This window comes from Escherichia coli DSM 30083 = JCM 1649 = ATCC 11775 (assembly GCF_003697165.2).
Taxonomy (GTDB): Bacteria; Pseudomonadota; Gammaproteobacteria; order Enterobacterales; family Enterobacteriaceae; genus Escherichia; species Escherichia coli.
The window spans coordinates 3783215-3800802 of sequence record NZ_CP033092.2; the positions used below are offsets into that span (position 1 = coordinate 3783215).

Consider the following 17588-nt stretch of genomic DNA (forward strand, 5'->3'; position numbering starts at 1 on the left):
CTGGATGCCTTAACATCCATTTCATTGACGGCGTTGCCCGTTCCAGGCATTCGAAATGCCACGACTAACTTAATGACGATAATAAATAATCAATGATAAAACTTTCGAATATCACCAAAGTGTTCCACCAGGGCACCCGCACCATCCAGGCGTTGAACAACGTCAGCCTGCATGTGCCAGCTGGACAAATTTATGGCGTTATCGGTGCCTCAGGCGCGGGTAAGAGTACGCTTATACGTTGTGTAAACCTGCTGGAGCGCCCAACCGAGGGTAGCGTGCTGGTCGATGGCCAGGAACTGACCACGCTGTCAGAATCCGAGTTGACCAAAGCTCGTCGCCAGATTGGTATGATTTTCCAGCATTTTAACCTGCTCTCTTCGCGTACTGTTTTTGGCAACGTGGCTCTGCCGCTGGAGCTGGACAACACACCGAAAGACGAGATCAAACGTCGCGTGACGGAATTGCTGTCATTGGTTGGTCTTGGCGATAAGCATGATAGCTACCCGTCGAATCTTTCCGGTGGGCAGAAACAACGTGTGGCGATTGCCCGTGCATTAGCCAGCAATCCCAAAGTATTGCTGTGTGATGAAGCCACCAGCGCGCTGGACCCGGCAACGACACGTTCTATTCTCGAACTGCTGAAAGACATCAACCGCCGTCTGGGTTTGACGATTCTGTTGATCACTCACGAAATGGACGTTGTGAAGCGCATTTGTGATTGCGTGGCGGTCATCAGCAATGGCGAACTGATCGAGCAGGACACGGTAAGTGAAGTGTTCTCGCATCCGAAAACGCCGCTGGCGCAGAAGTTTATTCAGTCGACCCTGCATCTGGATATCCCGGAAGATTACCAGGAACGTCTGCAAGCGGAGCCATTTACTGACTGCGTGCCGATGCTGCGTCTGGAGTTTACCGGTCAATCGGTCGATGCCCCACTGCTTTCTGAAACCGCGCGTCGTTTCAACGTCAACAACAACATTATTAGCGCGCAGATGGATTACGCCGGTGGCGTTAAGTTCGGCATTATGCTGACTGAAATGCACGGCACACAACAAGATACGCAAGCCGCCATTGCCTGGCTTCAGGAACACCATGTAAAAGTAGAGGTACTGGGTTATGTCTGAGCCGATGATATGGCTGCTGGTTCGTGGCGTATGGGAAACACTGGCAATGACCTTCGTATCCGGTTTTTTTGGCTTTGTGATTGGTCTGCCGGTTGGCGTTCTGCTTTATGTCACGCGTCCGGGGCAAATTATTGCTAACGCGAAGTTGTATCGTACCATTTCTGCGATTGTGAACATTTTCCGTTCCATCCCGTTCATTATCTTGCTGGTATGGATGATTCCGTTTACCCGCGTTATTGTCGGTACATCGATTGGATTGCAGGCAGCGATTGTTCCGTTAACCGTTGGTGCAGCACCGTTTATTGCCCGTATGGTCGAGAACGCTCTGCTGGAGATCCCAACCGGGTTAATTGAAGCTTCCCGCGCAATGGGGGCCACGCCAATGCAGATCGTCCGTAAAGTGCTGTTACCGGAAGCGTTGCCGGGTCTGGTGAATGCGGCAACTATCACCCTGATTACCCTGGTTGGTTATTCCGCGATGGGTGGTGCAGTCGGTGCCGGTGGTTTAGGTCAGATTGGCTATCAGTATGGCTACATCGGCTACAACGCGACGGTGATGAATACGGTACTGGTATTGCTGGTCATTCTGGTTTATTTAATTCAGTTCGCAGGCGACCGCATCGTCCGGGCTGTCACTCGCAAGTAACGTTCAACACAACATAAATAATTGAAGAAGGAATAAGGTATGGCGTTCAAATTCAAAACCTTTGCGGCAGTGGGAGCCCTGATTGGATCACTGGCACTGGTAGGCTGCGGTCAGGATGAAAAAGATCCAAACCACATTAAAGTCGGCGTGATTGTTGGTGCCGAACAGCAGGTTGCAGAAGTCGCGCAGAAAGTTGCGAAAGACAAATATGGCCTGGACGTTGAGCTGGTAACCTTCAACGACTATGTTCTGCCAAACGAAGCATTGAGCAAAGGCGATATCGACGCCAACGCCTTCCAGCATAAACCGTACCTTGATCAGCAACTGAAAGATCGTGGCTACAAACTGGTCGCAGTAGGCAACACATTTGTTTATCCGATTGCTGGTTACTCCAAGAAAATCAAATCACTGGATGAACTGCAGGATGGTTCGCAGGTTGCCGTGCCAAACGACCCAACTAACCTTGGTCGTTCACTGCTGCTGCTGCAAAAAGTGGGCTTGATCAAACTGAAAGATGGCGTTGGCCTGCTGCCGACCGTTCTTGATGTTGTTGAGAACCCAAAAAATCTGAAAATTGTTGAACTGGAAGCACCGCAGCTGCCGCGCTCTCTGGACGACGCGCAAATCGCTCTGGCAGTTATCAATACCACCTATGCCAGCCAGATTGGCCTGACTCCAGCGAAAGACGGTATCTTTGTCGAAGATAAAGAGTCCCCGTACGTAAACCTGATCGTAACGCGTGAAGACAACAAAGACGCCGAAAACGTGAAGAAATTCGTTCAGGCTTATCAGTCTGACGAAGTTTACGAAGCAGCAAACAAAGTGTTTAACGGCGGCGCTGTTAAAGGCTGGTAATATTTAGGCTGTTTCCACAATTTGTAATATCATTCAGGACGGGCGCTTGCCCGTCTTGTCATTTTTACAAGCGCCTGATTCAATATTGACGTTTTGATCATACATTGAGGAAATACTATGCGTGCTTTACCGATCTGTTTAGTAGCACTCATGCTAAGCGGCTGTTCCATGTTAAGCAGATCCCCTGTCGAACCCGTTCAAAGCACTGCACCCCAGCCGAAAGCGGAGCCTGCAAAACCGAAAGCGCCGCGCGCCACGCCGGTCCGAATTTATACCAATGCAGAAGAATTAGTCGGCAAACCGTTCCGCGATCTCGGTGAAGTCAGTGGCGACTCTTGCCAGGCCTCTAATCAGGACTCTCCGCCGAGCATTCCAACCGCACGTAAGCGGATGCAAATCAACGCCTCGAAAATGAAAGCCAATGCGGTATTACTGCATAGCTGCGAAGTCACCAGCGGTACGCCAGGTTGCTATCGTCAGGCTGTATGTATAGGTTCTGCGCTTAACATCACGGCGAAATGAGCAGTTTCCAGTTCGAGCAAATAGGCGTTATTCGCTCGCCCTATAAAGAAAAATTCGCCGTTCCGCGCCAGCCAGGTCTGGTAAAAAGCGCCAACGGCGAACTACATCTCATTGCTCCCTACAACCAGGCCGACGCCGTTCGCGGCCTGGAAGCATTCAGCCATTTATGGATCCTTTTCGTCTTTCATCAAACGATGGAAGGCGGCTGGCGTCCGACTGTGCGTCCGCCTCGTCTCGGCGGTAATGCCAGAATGGGTGTTTTCGCTACGCGCTCCACTTTTCGCCCTAACCCAATTGGTATGTCGCTGGTAGAGCTGAAAGAGGTTGTTTGCCATAAAGATAGCGTGATTCTGAAGCTCGGCAGTCTGGATCTCGTCGATGGTACGCCGGTAGTGGATATCAAACCGTATCTCCCCTTTGCTGAATCGCTTCCCGATGCCAGTGCCAGCTATGCGCAAAGTGCGCCAGCGGCAGAAATGGCGGTGTGTTTTACCGCAGAGGTCGAAAAGCAGCTTTTGACGCTGGAGAAGCGTTATCCGCAGTTAACGCTGTTTATCCGCGAAGTACTGGCGCAGGACCCGCGCCCGGCCTATCGTAAAGGTGAGGAAACGGGCAAAACCTATGCCGTCTGGCTGCATGATTTTAACGTTCGCTGGCGCGTCACCGACGCAGGTTTTGAAGTCTTTGCGCTGGAACCGCGTTAAATTCACGCCCTTCTCTTTTGACATTTCTTTTGCACTGGTAAACTAAATCACTTTTTTTGTCCCAGGCTCGCCTTGAGCCTGTTCTACCTTCCAACTGGAACCGTAACAACATGCGTACTAGCCAATACCTGCTCTCCACTCTCAAGGAGACACCTGCCGACGCCGAGGTGATCAGCCATCAGCTGATGCTGCGCGCCGGGATGATCCGCAAGCTGGCCTCCGGGTTATATACCTGGCTGCCGACCGGCGTGCGCGTTCTGAAAAAAGTCGAAAACATCGTGCGTGAAGAGATGAACAACGCCGGTGCGATCGAGGTGTTAATGCCGGTGGTTCAGCCATCTGAACTGTGGCAAGAGAGTGGTCGTTGGGAACAGTATGGCCCGGAATTGCTGCGTATTGCTGACCGTGGTGACCGTCCGTTCGTACTCGGCCCAACTCATGAAGAAGTGATTACAGACCTGATTCGTAACGAGCTGAGCTCTTACAAACAGCTGCCGCTGAACTTCTATCAGATCCAGACCAAGTTCCGCGACGAAGTGCGTCCGCGTTTCGGCGTCATGCGTTCCCGCGAATTCCTGATGAAAGATGCTTACTCTTTCCATACTTCTCAGGAATCCCTGCAGGAAACCTACGATGCAATGTATGCGGCCTACAGCAAAATCTTCAGCCGCATGGGGCTGGATTTCCGCGCCGTACAGGCCGATACCGGTTCTATCGGCGGTAGCGCCTCTCACGAATTTCAGGTGCTGGCGCAGAGCGGAGAAGACGATGTGGTCTTCTCCGATACTTCTGACTATGCAGCGAACATTGAACTGGCAGAAGCTATCGCGCCGAAAGAACCGCGCGCTGCTGCTACCCAGGAAATGACGCTGGTTGATACGCCGAACGCGAAAACCATCGCGGAACTGGTTGAACAGTTCAATCTGCCGATTGAGAAAACGGTTAAGACTCTGCTGGTTAAAGCCGTTGAAGGCAGTAGCTTCCCGCTGGTTGCGCTGCTGGTGCGCGGTGACCACGAGCTGAACGAAGTTAAAGCAGAAAAACTGCCGCAGGTTGCCAGCCCGCTGACTTTTGCGACCGAAGAAGAAATTCGTGCCGTGGTTAAAGCCGGTCCGGGTTCACTGGGTCCGGTAAACATGCCGATTCCGGTGGTGATTGACCGTACCGTTGCGGCGATGAGTGATTTCGCTGCTGGTGCTAACATCGATGGTAAACACTACTTCGGTATCAACTGGGATCGCGATGTCGCTACTCCGGAAATTGCTGATATCCGCAACGTGGTGGCTGGCGATCCAAGCCCGGATGGTCAGGGTACGCTGCTGATCAAACGTGGTATCGAAGTCGGTCACATCTTCCAGCTGGGTACCAAGTACTCCGAAGCACTGAAAGCCTCCGTACAGGGTGAAGATGGCCGTAACCAAATCCTGACGATGGGTTGCTACGGTATCGGCGTAACGCGTGTGGTAGCTGCGGCGATTGAGCAGAACTACGACGAACGCGGCATCGTATGGCCTGACGCTATCGCGCCGTTCCAGGTGGCGATTCTGCCAATGAACATGCACAAATCCTTCCGCGTACAGGAACTTGCTGAGAAACTGTACAGCGAACTGCGCGCACAAGGTATCGAAGTGCTGCTGGATGACCGCAAAGAGCGCCCGGGCGTGATGTTTGCTGATATGGAACTGATCGGTATTCCGCACACTATTGTGCTGGGCGACCGTAACCTCGACAACGATGATATCGAATATAAATATCGTCGTAACGGCGAGAAACAGTTAATTAAGACTGGTGACATCGTCGATTATCTGGTGAAACAGATTAAAGGCTGATGCCAGAAAGGGTCCTGAATTTCGGGGCCCTTTTTTACATGGATTGTATAAAATGGATAAACCAAAGGCGTACTGCCGCCTGCTTCTCCCCTGCTTTCTTTTACTTTCGGCCTGTACCGTTGATATCAGCCAGCCAGACTCATCAGCCACAGTGGTAAATGCCGAGGCGAAAACATGGGCTGTTAAATTCCAGCATCAAAGCTCTTTCACCGAACAATCAATAAAAGAAATAACGGAACCAGATCTCAAACCCGGCGATTTGCTTTTCTCCTCAAGCCTTGGGGTAACCTCATTTGGTATCCGCGTATTCAGCACTTCCTCTGTGAGTCACGTTGCAATCTATTTGGGAGATAATAACGTTGCCGAAGCGACAGGCGCTGGCGTCCAGATTGTTTCCCTTAAAAAAGCCATAAAGCATAGTGATAAGCTTTTCGTCTTACGAGTCCCGGATCTTACCCCGCAACAAGCCACAGAAATCACCGCGTTCGCCAACAAAATTAAAGATAGCGGTTATAACTATCGCGGCATTGTCGAATTTATTCCATTTATGGTGACTCGCCAGATGTGCTCACTAAATCCGTTCTCCGAGGATTTTCGTCAACAGTGCGTCAGCGGCCTGGCGAAAGCGCAGTTAAGCAGTGTGGGCGAAGGAGACAAAAAGTCGTGGTTTTGTTCGGAATTTGTCACTGATGCATTTGCCAAAGCCGGGCATCCGCTTACGCTGGCGCAATCAGGCTGGATTAGCCCTGCCGATCTGATGCATATGCGTAGTGGTGATGTCTCTGCATTTAAACCAGAAACGCAGTTACAGTATATTGGGCACCTGAAGCCAGGGATTTATATTAAAGCAAGTCGCTTTGTTGGACTGACTCAGTGATAAAAGCCAGCCTCGTGCGCAAAATGCCGGATGCGGCGTGAACGCCTTATCCGGCCTACAAAATTGTGCTAATTCAAAATATTGCATTGTATGCTTTAGGACTGATAAGCGCAGCGCATGAGGCAATATTTCATTTGTTTCTGTCTCAAGACGGGTTACAGCCCCAAACTACTGCAATCCTGGTTTGGGTAAAATTTACCTGCCGTATCGGGCGCTAATACTTTGGTCGGCGCACCGGTATCCGGATTAGCCTCAAGCGTAAAGTGACCTTCTACTGACAGTAACACCGGTTTTTCACTGTTACCGCGCGCAGCCAGGTAGCCACGCTCCAGCTCTGCGTTATTCGCCACCATGAAACGTTTTCCGGTCGCGCAATCAGTGAAGGTCGCCGCATCAGCCATATAAAAATACATGCCCCGCAGGGTCATCGGTGTCATGGGTAAGCTGGATTGTGCCGGTTCCAGCGTATAGTTGAACTGCGATTCAATCGGATTACCTTCACGATCGAGCATCTCCAGCGCATCTCCTTTCGCGCGATAATATGACTTTTCACCTTTGCTATCGGTTAATACCAGCTTGTCAGCGGTTCGCGCCCATGTACCGTAGGAAGCGAAGGAGGAAGGTTCTTCACGAGCCCCCAGATAACGCTCATTCATCACCCAGGTTCCGTCTTTTTCGAGGAACAGAGAGGTTTCGATTCCTTCGCAATCAGCACACGGCAGCACGCCGCGCCAACTTTGCGGCATCGGTTTCAGTTCGGCAGCCTGTGCCGGAGAAAGCGTATCGACTTCGGCCCGATTATTACATCCCATCAGAGTAAAGAGGCTGATTACAGCCATCGCTGTCACTATCGCTTTTTTCACCATCCATTCCTTCTTTTTATTCCCGACCGCTGCGCACTTTGCCGCGCATCGCCTTCACGCTTGATTTTTGTGCTTTCGATGCCAGCCTGCGCTCTTTTGATGCGCGGGTGGGCCGCGTGGGTCGTCGGGCTTTTTGTTCTGTTGTTAAATCTTTAATCACTGCCACCAGCCGGGCCAGCGCCGCTTCGCGGTTGAGCTCCTGATTGCGGTATTCCTGTGCCTTAATGACAATCACCCCATCACTGCTGATCAAGTGATGGCTGGCGGCGAGCAGACGTTCTTTGTAATACTCTGGCAGGCTGGACGCCCGAATGTCAAAACGCAGATGAATAGCCGTTGAGGTCTTATTAACATGCTGCCCGCCCGCGCCCTGCGCACGAATGGCGGTGATCTCAAACTCGCCATCAGGGATAGCAACATGTCGGGAAATCACAATCATGAAGGTTGTTGCCAGACGGTTAAGTTCACTTCCAGATTATTCTTATCATCCGATAACCAGATAACACCATCCTGAATCGTTGCCTGCAGCGTCATAGTACGATCGGCAAAGGCGCTCACTTTCGCCAGCTGCTCGTCGTCCAGATACCAGACGGAAAGATTGGCAAACTGCGCACATTTGCTCTGATTTTGCTGCCACCAGATTTGCGCCGCCCGACTATTATAGGCAAACAGCGCCACTTCTGCGGCCTGGGTGCAGGCTTTCTTAATCCGTCGCTCATCCGGCAGCCCCAGCTCAATCCACAAATCAATACCCAAATGATCGTTACGCAGCCACGCTTCCGGCTCATCATCGGCACACAAACCACGGGTAAATTGCAGACGTTCATCGGCATATTTTAGCCACGCCAGCAGGCGCAGCATCATGCGCTCCTGGGTTTCTGAAGGATGGCGCGCCAGCGTCAGAGAGGCATCGAGAAACTGGTTGCGGTCGAGATCGGCCACATTAACCGTCGCTTTATAAATTGTCGCTTTAAGCGCCATAAGAAAACTCCTTTCGAATCAGGAGGCCATTGTAACGGAATACGTGCAGTTGCGGCGCTGATATTGCAGAAATGAGTGTGGTATAGTCACCTTGCGAAACAGAGTTTATCTTCGTAGGCTTAGACTTGCATCCACGGTTAAGTCAGAGTGCTGACAGGAGGGCATGTGGAAAAATATTGTGAGTTAATACGCAAGCGGTACGCGGAAATCGCCAGCGGAGACTTAGGATACGTTCCGGACGCGCTGGGCTGCGTTTTGAAAGTGCTGAATGAAATGGCTGCCGACGACGCCCTTTCTGAGGCTGTCAGGGAAAAAGCAGCATACGCTGCGGCAAACTTACTGGTGAGCGATTATGTCAATAAATGATACGTATCAACCAATCAATTGTGATGATTACGATAATCTTGAGCTCGCCTGCCAGCATCATTTAATGCTGACACTTGAGCTGAAAGATGGCGAAAAATTGCAGGCGAAGGCCAGCGATTTAGTCTCCCGCAAAAATGTGGAATATCTGGTCGTCGAAGCCGCTGGTGCAACCCGCGAGCTGCGTCTGGATAAAATTACCAGCTTTAGCCACCCGGAAATCGGTACGGTGGTGGTGAGCGAGTCCTGATTGACTTCGCCGGATGCGACGTTTGTTGCGTCTTATCCGGCTTTCACTTAACTAAGCGTTTTCTTCCAGACAAAACTGACGCCATTCTCACCTACAGCCACACCTTCTTGCGTCACAAATACCCCTGCCGCCGCAATCAGCGTTTCGCCATAAAACAGCAGTGGCGTGGTGTCACGTAGCCACGGCGGAACGCCTAACTCTTGCCAGATTTTCTTCAGCTTACGTCCGCCGTTGCGCCCGACAATATGCAGCAGTCCTGGCGCTTTGAAACGCACGCTGACCGCTTCGTCTGCACGCGGAGGGCGAATATCGCCTCCCGCAGTAAGCTGTACACTTCCCAGCCCCGCCGGTAATTCCAGCGGTTGTAGCCACGTCTGCCACGGCACAATGGTTTCGCTTTGCCCAGTGACGAATTTAATCCACCACAGTTGCGATTGATAGCGGCGGATTTCAAACGCACCCAAACGTAAACAGGGGGAGGCATCTTCCCGCGCCAGCGCCACTTCCTGCCAGATCCTCACCAACGCGTCGCGGGAAGGCATCGGTGCATTCTGCCCTGCCAGCCAGCGGCGGATAATCGCCGCGCGACGGGCATCACTCATCGCCAGCATTGGCGCAATCTGCAGCGTCCCCTGCGGAGTTTGACAGTGCGCTAAATCATCCGCCAGCAGTTCATCTAACAGGCTCTCTTGTTCAGCGCAAAGTGCGGCGCTGCGGGCTGTTGCTTCGGCAAAATGCGGCCAACGCTGCTGCAATAACGGCACTACGCGCAGGCGCAGAAAGTTACGATCGTAGCTATCATCCTGATTACTTTCGTCTTCAATCCAGCGTAAACCATGCGCCAACGCCCACTGCACCAGTTCCCCCCGCGTGCGGGCAAGCAACGGGCGGATAAGCTGTGTTCCGGCAAACTCCGAAACTTCCGCCATAGCCGAAAGCCCGGCAGGGCCGCTACCGCGTTTTAGCGCCAGCAGAAAGGTTTCACATTGATCGTCGAGATGTTGCGCTGTAACCAGCACTTCACCGGGCAACAAGGTGCGGGCAAATGCCTGATAACGCGCCTGCCGAGCCTGAGCCTCAATACCTAGCCCCTCTTGCGCAAGCTGCACACGTTCGACCACCAGCGGCACCTGCCACTGTTGGCAGATGTTTTCACAATGTTTCACCCAGGCATCAGCATTGGCGCTTAAACCGTGATGCACATGGATAGCGCGCAGAGTGACGCCCGGATTTTCCGTCCGCCACTGCACCAGTTGATGCAGTAAGACAGTAGAATCAAGGCCGCCGCTAAAGGCCACCAGAATCTGGCGTGAGGAGAGAAGTTGTCTATTGAGCGTGAGTGTCATGATGGTGCGATTTTACAGTAGCAATGCCGGGCACGTTACCGGGCAAATGCGGCGATGACAAGCCTTACTGCTCATACAGTTCCAACGGCAGCCCGTCCGGATCGTTAAAGAACGTGAAGCGTTTTTGCGTGTAGGGATCGACACGGATGGCTTCACACTTCACGTTATGGCTTTCAAGGTGCGCCACTGCCGCATCGATATCATCAACGCTAAAAGCCAGATGACGCAGGCCGCAGGCTTCCGGTCGGCTGGGGCGCTCCGGCGGGAACGGAAATGAGAAAAGCTCAATCACATATTGCCCATTAAGCGCCAAATCCCCTTTCCACGAGTCGCGCGCTTCGCGATAGACTTCGCTTTGCAGCGTGAAACCAAGAATATCGCAGTAGAAAGCTTTGCTCATCGCATAATCCGTCGCAATAATCGCAATATGGTGAACCTGTTTTAAACCCAGCATAACGTCTCCTTTATTTGTTAACAGCACGTTACTCGCCCGGAAGCCGCTCTGGCAAGTTATCCTGCCATTTTTAGGACTCGTACGCGGTAAACACCGTCTTCGTCCTGTTTCGCGCCGTGAATATCCGTTTCAAAACCGGGGTAATGTTGCCCTACGGAACAAAGCATCAGTAGAAAATCGAGTACCGTGCGGCTCTCTTCGGTAAGCATTTCTCCCGGCATCAGCAGCGGTACGCCGGGTGGATAAGGCAGGATCATATTTGCCGATACTCTACCGACCAGTTGTTCCAGCGCAATGGTTTCTACTTCGCCTTTAATCTGTCTCTGCCATGCCTGATGTGGCGTCATGATCATCTCCGGCAAGGTATCAAATGCCCGCAACATCAAACCGGGAAGATCGTGTTTACGAATCAGCTTATGGATCCCTTGCGCCAGATCCTGAATACGCATATTGCGGTAGAAATCGGGATCTTCTGCATAGAGATCGGGCAGCATATTTTTGATCCGCAGGTTGAGATCGTAAGAGCGCTTAAATTCCGTCAACCCACGCAATAATCCCATTGCTTTGGTTTTATCGATGCCAATACTAAAGAGAAACAGCAGGTTATAAGGGCCGGTTTTCTCTACTACGATCCCACGTTCGTCGAGGAATTTTGCCACCAGCGCCGCCGGGATCCCCTCCTCGCTCATATTGCCATGCTCGTCCATCCCCGGTGTCAAAATAGTGACTTTAACCGGATCGAGAAACATGTGATTGGCATCCGCATCGCTAAAGCCGTGCCACTGTTCGCCAGGCGCAACGGGCCAGCATTCGGCTTCATCCACCTGCGGCGGTTGCCAGATATCGAAAAACCAGCCGTCAGACTCTTCCCGCAGCCGCTGGACCTCTTTGCGAAAATGCAGAGCTCGTTCTACTGAACGGTTAATCAGCCGTTTGCCCGGATTACCACGCAGCATCGCCGCCGCCGTCTCAACAGAAGCAACAATGGGATAACTGGGCGAGGTGGTGGTATGCATCATAAAGGCTTCGTTAAACGCCTCTTCGTCATACTCACCTTTAATGTGGATCAGCGACGCCTGCGATAACGCCGCCAGCATTTTGTGGGTCGACTGCGTTTCGAAGATCACTTTTCCTGCAACACGCTCGCCGCTCATACCACTTTTACCCTGGTAGATTGGATGAAAATGGGTGTACGGCACCCAGGCAGAATCGAAGTGAATCGACGGGACATCCAGCGTCTGTTTGATCCAGTCGGTGTTGTAGAGCAAGCCATCATAGGTGGAGTTGGTGATCACCGCATGAACCGGCCATTGTGCCTGCGTGGTGGCAGCGACTTTCTCTTCGATGCTGTCGCGAGTAAATTCACCGCGCGGGATCCCACCCAGAATCCCCAACGCATTACGCGTCGGTTTCAGCCAGACTGGCACTACATCGTTCATCATCAACAGATGCGCCAGCGATTTATGACAATTGCGGTCGATCAACAGCGTACTGCCGGATGGCGCGGCGTACATACCCACAATTTTGTTCGACGTCGATGTTCCGTTGGTAACGATATAACTCTGTTCCGCGCCAAACGTCCGCGCGATGTACTCTTCCGCTTCCAGGTGTGGCCCGGTGTGGTCGAGCAACGAACCAAGCTCGGTGACCGAAATAGAGACGTCCGCCTTGAGGGTATTCCCGCCGAAAAAATCATAAAACAGACAGCCAACCGGGCTTTTTTGATATGCGGTGCCGCCCATATGCCCCGGCGTACAAAAGGTGTACTTCCGCTCTTTGACGTAGGTAAACAAGGCTTTCGTGAACGGCGGCGTAATGTTATCAAGATATTCGTTGGTGTACTGACGCATACGAATGGCGATATCTTCCGCCTGCCCCAGCGCATATTCAAAAAACCAGAGCGCCATCCGCATATCCTGCACGCTGACATCCATCGTCGAGTGGGTGTTGATGAAGGCATAAAGCGGGAGATATTCATTAAGTTGATTGATATCGCTACATAAATCGAGACTGTACTCATCCCAGTCAAAAATCACGCCGCAAATTCGTGGGTTATGTTCGATAAACTTCAGCAAATCAACGCTGTTTTGTGGCCAGATAATCTGAAAGCCTTGCGCCACCAGCGCCGACTCCAGTTCTTTGATGGGCTCATCTTTATAAAAGACGCCATGCGGTCCCATAATGGCAATGATGTTCATGTGTTCCTCCTGGAAAATCCTTCCTTAATCATAGCCTGCTCAAACCGTGGCGATAAAAAAGGGCCACCGAAGTGACCCTTTTCAGAACATTTGCCGATTACGCGTAGCCGTAGCTCATCAGGCGCTGATAACGACGATTTTTTAAATCTTCAGTGCTTAACACGTCGAGATCGGCCAGATCCGTCAGCAGCTGCGCTTTCAGAGACGCCGCCATCGCTTCCGGGTTACGGTGAGCACCGCCCAGCGGTTCCGGGATGATGGAGTCGATCAGTTTCAGCTCTTTCAGACGCGGAGCGATGATACCCATCGCTTCAGCCGCCAGCGGCGCTTTGTCAGCGCTCTTCCACAGAATGGACGCACAACCTTCCGGCGAGATAACGGAATAGGTGCTGTATTGCAGCATATTCACTTTATCGCCCACGCCAATCGCCAGCGCACCACCAGAACCACCTTCACCGATAACCGTACAAACTACCGGTACGCCGAGGCGAGACATTTCACGCAGGTTGCGTGCAATGGCTTCAGACTGACCACGTTCTTCTGCGCCCACGCCCGGATAAGCCCCCGGGGTGTCGATAAAGGTGATGATAGGCATCTTAAAACGTTCAGCCATTTGCATCAGACGCAGTGCTTTGCGGTAACCTTCTGGCGCTGGCATACCAAAGTTACGGCGAATTTTTTCTTTGGTTTCACGACCTTTTTGATGACCAATGATCATCACCGGACGACCATCGAGACGGGCGATACCACCGACGATAGCTTTATCGTCTGCATACGCGCGGTCGCCAGCCAGTTCGTCAAATTCATCAAATGCCAGGCGAACGTAATCCAGGGTATAAGGACGCTGTGGATGGCGTGCCAGTTGCGCAATCTGCCATGCACCGAGATCGGCGAAGATTTTACGCGTCAGTTCTACGCTTTTTTCACGCAAACGATGCACTTCTTCATCGATGTTAATATCCAGTTTCTCATCCTGACGGCTAACCGCGGTCAGAGAATCGATTTTCGCTTCCAGCTCTGCAATCGGCTGTTCAAAATCAAGGAAATTCAGACTCATAGTATTCCTGTATTAGTCAAACTCCAGTTCCACCTGCTCCGAACCAATGAGGCCACGGAGATCGTTTAATAAACGATCGCTCGGAGAGACACGCCACGTCGCGCCAAAACGCAATCGCGCGCGTGCATCCGCCCTCTGATAGTAGAGATGTACTGGAATTGTCCCAGAGCGGTGGGGTTCCAGAGACTGACGGAGTCGGTTTAAAAGCTGGTCATCAATTTGCCTGTCCGTCAGCGAGATAGCAAGCCCGCGAGCATATTTTTCCCGGGCTTCGTCAATATCCATCACTTCGCGAGCGGTCATTTTAAGCCCACCGCTGAAGTCATCAAAGCTGACCTGTCCGCTGACGATAAGTATGCGGTCTTTTTCCAGCAATTGCTGGTATTTATCCAGGGCGTCAGTAAACAACATCACTTCCAGCCGCCCGGAACGGTCATCCAGCGTGCAGATACCGATACGATTGCCGCGCTTGGTGACCATAACCCGCGCGGCAACAACGAGCCCCGCAGCCGTGATGACTTTACCACGTTCTGTCGGGTGCATGTCTTTCAGCCTTACGCCTCCGACATAACGCTCAATCTCTTTTAAATACTGGTTGATAGGGTGTCCCGTCAGGTACAGACCTAACGTTTCACGTTCCCCATCTAATACCACCTGCTCCGGCCACGGTTGGCAGCTGGCGTAGGATTGTTCAATTTGTTCCGGCTCTTCGGCCAGCACGCCGAACATATCGGCCTGACCGATAGCTTCCGCTTTCGCGTGTTGATCTGCCGCTTTTAACGCATCACCCAGCGAGTTCATCAGCGCCGCGCGGTGTGGCCCAAGACGGTCAAACGCCCCAGACATGATCAGTTTTTCCAGCACTCGCCGGTTTAACTTTTTGGTGTCGGTACGGGCGCAGAGATCAAACAGTTCGCGGAAGTAGCCGCCTTTATTACGGGCTTCGATGATGGCCTCAATCGGGCCTTCACCTACCCCTTTGATCGCGCCAATACCATACACGATTTCGCCGTCGTCGTTGACGTGGAAATGGTAAAGACCGGAGTTTATATCTGGTGGCAGGATTTTCAGCCCCATCCGCCAGCACTCATCCACCAGGCCCACCACCTTCTCGGTGTTGTCCATATCGGCGGTCATTACCGCCGCCATAAACTCCGCCGGATAGTGCGCTTTCAGCCATAAAGTTTGATATGACACCAAAGCATAGGCCGCAGAGTGCGATTTGTTAAATCCGTAACCAGCGAATTTCTCCACCAGGTCGAAGATTTTCATCGCCAGTTCGGCGTTGATTCCGTTCTTTTCTGCACCTTCAGCAAATACAGAACGCTGCTTAGCCATCTCTTCCGGCTTTTTCTTACCCATCGCACGACGCAGCATATCCGCGCCACCGAGGGTATAACCAGAAAGCACCTGGGCAATCTGCATGACCTGTTCCTGATACAGGATGATGCCGTAGGTTGGCTCCAGTACCGGTTTCAGGCTTTCATGCTGCCACTGCACGTCCGGATAGGAGATCTCTTCGCGACCATGTTTACGGTCGATAAAGTTATCCACCATCCCTGATTGCAACGGACCGGGGCGGAACAGTGCCACCAGTGCGATCATATCTTCGAAGCAGTCAGGTTGCAGACGCTTGATCAGGTCCTTCATGCCGCGCGATTCAAGCTGGAATACCGCCGTGGTTTCCGAGCGTTGCAGCATGTCGAAGCTTTTCTTGTCATCCAGCGGGATCGCGGCGATATCCAGCGGCGGCTCGCCATTCTTCGCCCGCCGCTTGTTGATCATCTCCAGCGCCCAGTTGATGATGGTGAGCGTACGCAAACCGAGGAAGTCGAACTTCACCAGCCCGGCGTATTCAACGTCGCTTTTATCAAACTGGGTGACCGGATGTTTGCCCTCTTCATCGCAATAAAGCGGCGCAAAATCAGTAATTTTGGTCGGCGCGATAACCACCCCACCGGCGTGCTTACCGGCGTTACGGGTGACCCCTTCCAGTTTGCGCGCCATGTCGATCAGCGCCTTAACTTCTTCATCCGCTTCGTAGATTTCCGGCAGCTGCGGCTCGGCTTCAAACGCTTTCGCCAGCGTCATACCCGGATCGGGCGGGATCAGTTTCGAGATACGATCGACAAATCCGTACGGATGCCCCAATACACGGCCTACGTCGCGGATCACCGCTTTCGCCGCCATCGTACCGAAGGTGATAATCTGCGATACCGCATCGCGACCGTACATGTCCGCCACATGTTCGATAACCTGGTCACGTTTCTCCATACAGAAGTCAACGTCGAAGTCAGGCATGGAGACACGTTCCGGGTTAAGGAAACGTTCGAACAGCAGGTCAAATTCCAGCGGATCGAGATCGGTGATTTTTAACGCGTAGGCCACCAGTGACCCTGCACCAGAACCACGGCCTGGCCCTACCGGTACACCGTTATCTTTCGACCACTGGATAAATTCCATAACGATGAGGAAGTAACCCGGGAAGCCCATCTGGTTGATAACCTGAAGTTCAGTATCCAGACGTTCGTCATACTCCGGACGACGCTTAAGACGTTCTTCCTCGTCAGGGAATAAAAATGCCAGACGCTCTTCCAGGCCTTCTTTTGCACGCTTGACCAGATAATCTTCGGTACTCATGTCCCCGGTCGGGAATTGCGGCAAGAAGTATTCACCCAGACGCACAGTTACGTTACAACGTTTGGCTATCTCAACGGTGTTGGCAAGGGCTTCGGGAATGTCGGCAAAAAGCTCGCACATCTCCTCTTCGCTACGCATATATTGCTGCGGCGAATAGTTACGCGGGCGTTTAGGATCGTCTAGGGTAAAGCCGTCGTGAATCGCGACGCGGATTTCGTGTGCGTCAAAGTCGCTGCTGTCGATAAAGCGCACGTCGTTGGTCGCCACAACGGGCAAACCGCGTGCTTCCGCCAGTTCCACCGCAGCGTGCAGATAGCTTTCTTCGTCCGGCCTGCCGGTGCGGATCAGCTCGAGAAAATAGCGATCCGGGAAGTGTTCTTCATAAAACGCGACACACTCATCTACCAGCGCGCTGTTACCACGCAAAAGACTGCGTCCAACGTCGCCCATGCGCCCGCCGGAAAGAAGGATCAACCCTTCATTTAATTCGATAAGCCAGTCGCGATCGATGATCGGCCCGGCGGTACCGTACCCGCGCTGATACGCTTTTGAGATCAGCAACGTCAGATTCTGATAGCCGGTATTGTTCGCCGCCAGCACCGTCAGGTGAGTTAACTCATCACCCAGCAGGTCGCACTGGACGTTAAAATCCGCCCCGACGATGGGCTTAATCCCTGCGCCATGTCCCGCTCCGTAGAACTTCACCAGACCGCAAAGGTTGGTGAAATCGGTGATCGCCAGTGCTGGCATACCCAACGCTGCCGCCTTTTTTACCAGCGGTGCGGTTTTGGCCAGGCCATCGATCATCGAGTAGTCGCTGTGCACCCGCAGGTGTACGAAACGTGGTTCAGACATCTTCAGATTCCGGTTTACTTAATC

Annotated in this window: 17 protein-coding genes; 9 read left to right on the forward strand and 8 right to left on the reverse strand. The window is 52.4% G+C overall.

Translation table 11 applies throughout. The features are described from left to right. Positions 1 to 92 precede the first annotated feature (92 nt). From metN to yaeF, 7 genes are all read left to right on the forward strand, one after another. The gene (metN, locus tag EAS44_RS19595) at positions 93 to 1124 is read left to right on the forward strand and encodes a methionine ABC transporter ATP-binding protein MetN (RefSeq protein ID WP_000593994.1); all 1032 of its coding nucleotides are present in this window, start codon (positions 93 to 95) and stop codon (positions 1122 to 1124) included. Further along, positions 1117 to 1770, forward strand: coding sequence for a methionine ABC transporter permease MetI (metI, locus tag EAS44_RS19600; RefSeq protein ID WP_001294590.1), 654 nt, complete (start codon positions 1117 to 1119; stop codon positions 1768 to 1770). The genes metN and metI overlap by 8 nt, the downstream gene beginning before the upstream one ends. 39 nt (positions 1771 to 1809) lie before the next feature. After that, positions 1810 to 2625 (forward strand): methionine ABC transporter substrate-binding lipoprotein MetQ, encoded by an 816-nt coding sequence (gene metQ, locus EAS44_RS19605; RefSeq protein ID WP_000874226.1) that lies wholly within the window; start codon positions 1810 to 1812, stop codon positions 2623 to 2625. Between the two features lie 117 nt (positions 2626 to 2742). Further along, positions 2743 to 3147 (forward strand): Rcs stress response system protein RcsF, encoded by a 405-nt coding sequence (gene rcsF, locus EAS44_RS19610; RefSeq protein WP_001202329.1) that lies wholly within the window; start codon positions 2743 to 2745, stop codon positions 3145 to 3147. Next, a complete protein-coding gene (gene tsaA / locus EAS44_RS19615; protein WP_000094006.1) occupies positions 3144 to 3851 on the forward strand; it encodes a tRNA (N6-threonylcarbamoyladenosine(37)-N6)-methyltransferase TrmO in 708 nt (235 codons plus the stop codon). Before rcsF ends, tsaA begins: the two co-directional genes overlap by 4 nt. A gap of 110 nt (positions 3852 to 3961) precedes the next feature. Continuing rightward, positions 3962 to 5680, forward strand: a complete 1719-nt coding sequence (proS, locus tag EAS44_RS19620) for a proline--tRNA ligase (protein WP_001260694.1) — start codon at positions 3962 to 3964, stop codon at positions 5678 to 5680. Between the two features lie 52 nt (positions 5681 to 5732). Further along, positions 5733 to 6557: a YaeF family permuted papain-like enzyme gene (gene yaeF, locus EAS44_RS19625; protein ID WP_000360464.1), complete on the forward strand. Its 825-nt coding sequence runs from the start codon at positions 5733 to 5735 to the stop codon at positions 6555 to 6557. A 155-nt stretch (positions 6558 to 6712) separates the two neighbouring features. On the opposite strand, the gene nlpE is transcribed toward yaeF, so the two are convergent. Genes nlpE through yaeQ form a run of 3 tightly spaced genes read right to left on the reverse strand, consistent with a single transcriptional unit; the run spans position 6713 to position 8401 of the window. Next, entirely contained in the window at positions 6713 to 7423 is a 711-nt protein-coding gene (gene nlpE / locus EAS44_RS19630; protein ID WP_000239186.1) for an envelope stress response activation lipoprotein NlpE, read from the reverse strand. Between the two features lie 13 nt (positions 7424 to 7436). Then, positions 7437 to 7859, reverse strand: coding sequence for an alternative ribosome rescue aminoacyl-tRNA hydrolase ArfB (arfB, locus tag EAS44_RS19635; RefSeq protein WP_000635525.1), 423 nt, complete (start codon positions 7857 to 7859; stop codon positions 7437 to 7439). Next, positions 7856 to 8401 carry a YaeQ family protein gene (yaeQ, locus tag EAS44_RS19640; RefSeq protein ID WP_001185283.1) on the reverse strand — a complete coding sequence of 182 codons (546 nt, stop codon included), beginning with the start codon at positions 8399 to 8401 and terminating at the stop codon, positions 7856 to 7858. Before yaeQ ends, arfB begins: the two co-directional genes overlap by 4 nt. A gap of 165 nt (positions 8402 to 8566) precedes the next feature. Here yaeQ and yaeP point away from each other — a divergent pair, with 165 nt between their 5' ends. Next, positions 8567 to 8767 (forward strand): YaeP family protein, encoded by a 201-nt coding sequence (gene yaeP / locus EAS44_RS19645; protein ID WP_000417059.1) that lies wholly within the window; start codon positions 8567 to 8569, stop codon positions 8765 to 8767. Then, positions 8754 to 9014 carry a Rho-binding antiterminator gene (gene rof, locus EAS44_RS19650; protein ID WP_000026223.1) on the forward strand — a complete coding sequence of 87 codons (261 nt, stop codon included), beginning with the start codon at positions 8754 to 8756 and terminating at the stop codon, positions 9012 to 9014. Before yaeP ends, rof begins: the two co-directional genes overlap by 14 nt. Before the next feature lie 47 nt (positions 9015 to 9061). Here the strand turns inward: rof and tilS are convergent, their stop codons facing one another. The 5 genes from tilS to dnaE form a co-directional block, all read right to left on the reverse strand. Continuing rightward, positions 9062 to 10360, reverse strand: a complete 1299-nt coding sequence (gene tilS, locus EAS44_RS19655) for a tRNA lysidine(34) synthetase TilS (protein ID WP_000176515.1) — start codon at positions 10358 to 10360, stop codon at positions 9062 to 9064. A gap of 64 nt (positions 10361 to 10424) precedes the next feature. After that, positions 10425 to 10814, reverse strand: coding sequence for a VOC family protein (yaeR, locus tag EAS44_RS19660; protein ID WP_000901082.1), 390 nt, complete (start codon positions 10812 to 10814; stop codon positions 10425 to 10427). A 56-nt stretch (positions 10815 to 10870) separates the two neighbouring features. Next, positions 10871 to 13012 carry a lysine decarboxylase LdcC gene (ldcC, locus tag EAS44_RS19665; RefSeq protein WP_001021000.1) on the reverse strand — a complete coding sequence of 714 codons (2142 nt, stop codon included), beginning with the start codon at positions 13010 to 13012 and terminating at the stop codon, positions 10871 to 10873. Positions 13013 to 13109: 97 nt separating this feature from the next. After that, positions 13110 to 14069: an acetyl-CoA carboxylase carboxyl transferase subunit alpha gene (accA, locus tag EAS44_RS19670; RefSeq protein WP_000055742.1), complete on the reverse strand. Its 960-nt coding sequence runs from the start codon at positions 14067 to 14069 to the stop codon at positions 13110 to 13112. Positions 14070 to 14081: 12 nt separating this feature from the next. Then, positions 14082 to 17564: a DNA polymerase III subunit alpha gene (gene dnaE / locus EAS44_RS19675; protein ID WP_001294798.1), complete on the reverse strand. Its 3483-nt coding sequence runs from the start codon at positions 17562 to 17564 to the stop codon at positions 14082 to 14084. Positions 17565 to 17588 lie beyond the last annotated feature (24 nt).

Coding starts and splice junctions, on each gene's coding strand:
- yaeR (WP_000901082.1), bottom strand. CDS start 10,814: ATGCTGGGTTTAAAACAGGTTCACCATATTGCGATTATTGCGACGGAT.
- rof (WP_000026223.1), top strand. CDS start 8,754: ATGTCAATAAATGATACGTATCAACCAATCAATTGTGATGATTACGAT.
- rcsF (WP_001202329.1), top strand. CDS start 2,743: ATGCGTGCTTTACCGATCTGTTTAGTAGCACTCATGCTAAGCGGCTGT.
- dnaE (WP_001294798.1), bottom strand. CDS start 17,564: ATGTCTGAACCACGTTTCGTACACCTGCGGGTGCACAGCGACTACTCG.
- metI (WP_001294590.1), top strand. CDS start 1,117: ATGTCTGAGCCGATGATATGGCTGCTGGTTCGTGGCGTATGGGAAACA.
- arfB (WP_000635525.1), bottom strand. CDS start 7,859: ATGATTGTGATTTCCCGACATGTTGCTATCCCTGATGGCGAGTTTGAG.
- accA (WP_000055742.1), bottom strand. CDS start 14,069: ATGAGTCTGAATTTCCTTGATTTTGAACAGCCGATTGCAGAGCTGGAA.
- metN (WP_000593994.1), top strand. CDS start 93: ATGATAAAACTTTCGAATATCACCAAAGTGTTCCACCAGGGCACCCGC.
- metQ (WP_000874226.1), top strand. CDS start 1,810: ATGGCGTTCAAATTCAAAACCTTTGCGGCAGTGGGAGCCCTGATTGGA.
- ldcC (WP_001021000.1), bottom strand. CDS start 13,012: ATGAACATCATTGCCATTATGGGACCGCATGGCGTCTTTTATAAAGAT.
- yaeQ (WP_001185283.1), bottom strand. CDS start 8,401: ATGGCGCTTAAAGCGACAATTTATAAAGCGACGGTTAATGTGGCCGAT.
- tilS (WP_000176515.1), bottom strand. CDS start 10,360: ATGACACTCACGCTCAATAGACAACTTCTCTCCTCACGCCAGATTCTG.
- tsaA (WP_000094006.1), top strand. CDS start 3,144: ATGAGCAGTTTCCAGTTCGAGCAAATAGGCGTTATTCGCTCGCCCTAT.
- proS (WP_001260694.1), top strand. CDS start 3,962: ATGCGTACTAGCCAATACCTGCTCTCCACTCTCAAGGAGACACCTGCC.
- yaeF (WP_000360464.1), top strand. CDS start 5,733: ATGGATAAACCAAAGGCGTACTGCCGCCTGCTTCTCCCCTGCTTTCTT.
- nlpE (WP_000239186.1), bottom strand. CDS start 7,423: ATGGTGAAAAAAGCGATAGTGACAGCGATGGCTGTAATCAGCCTCTTT.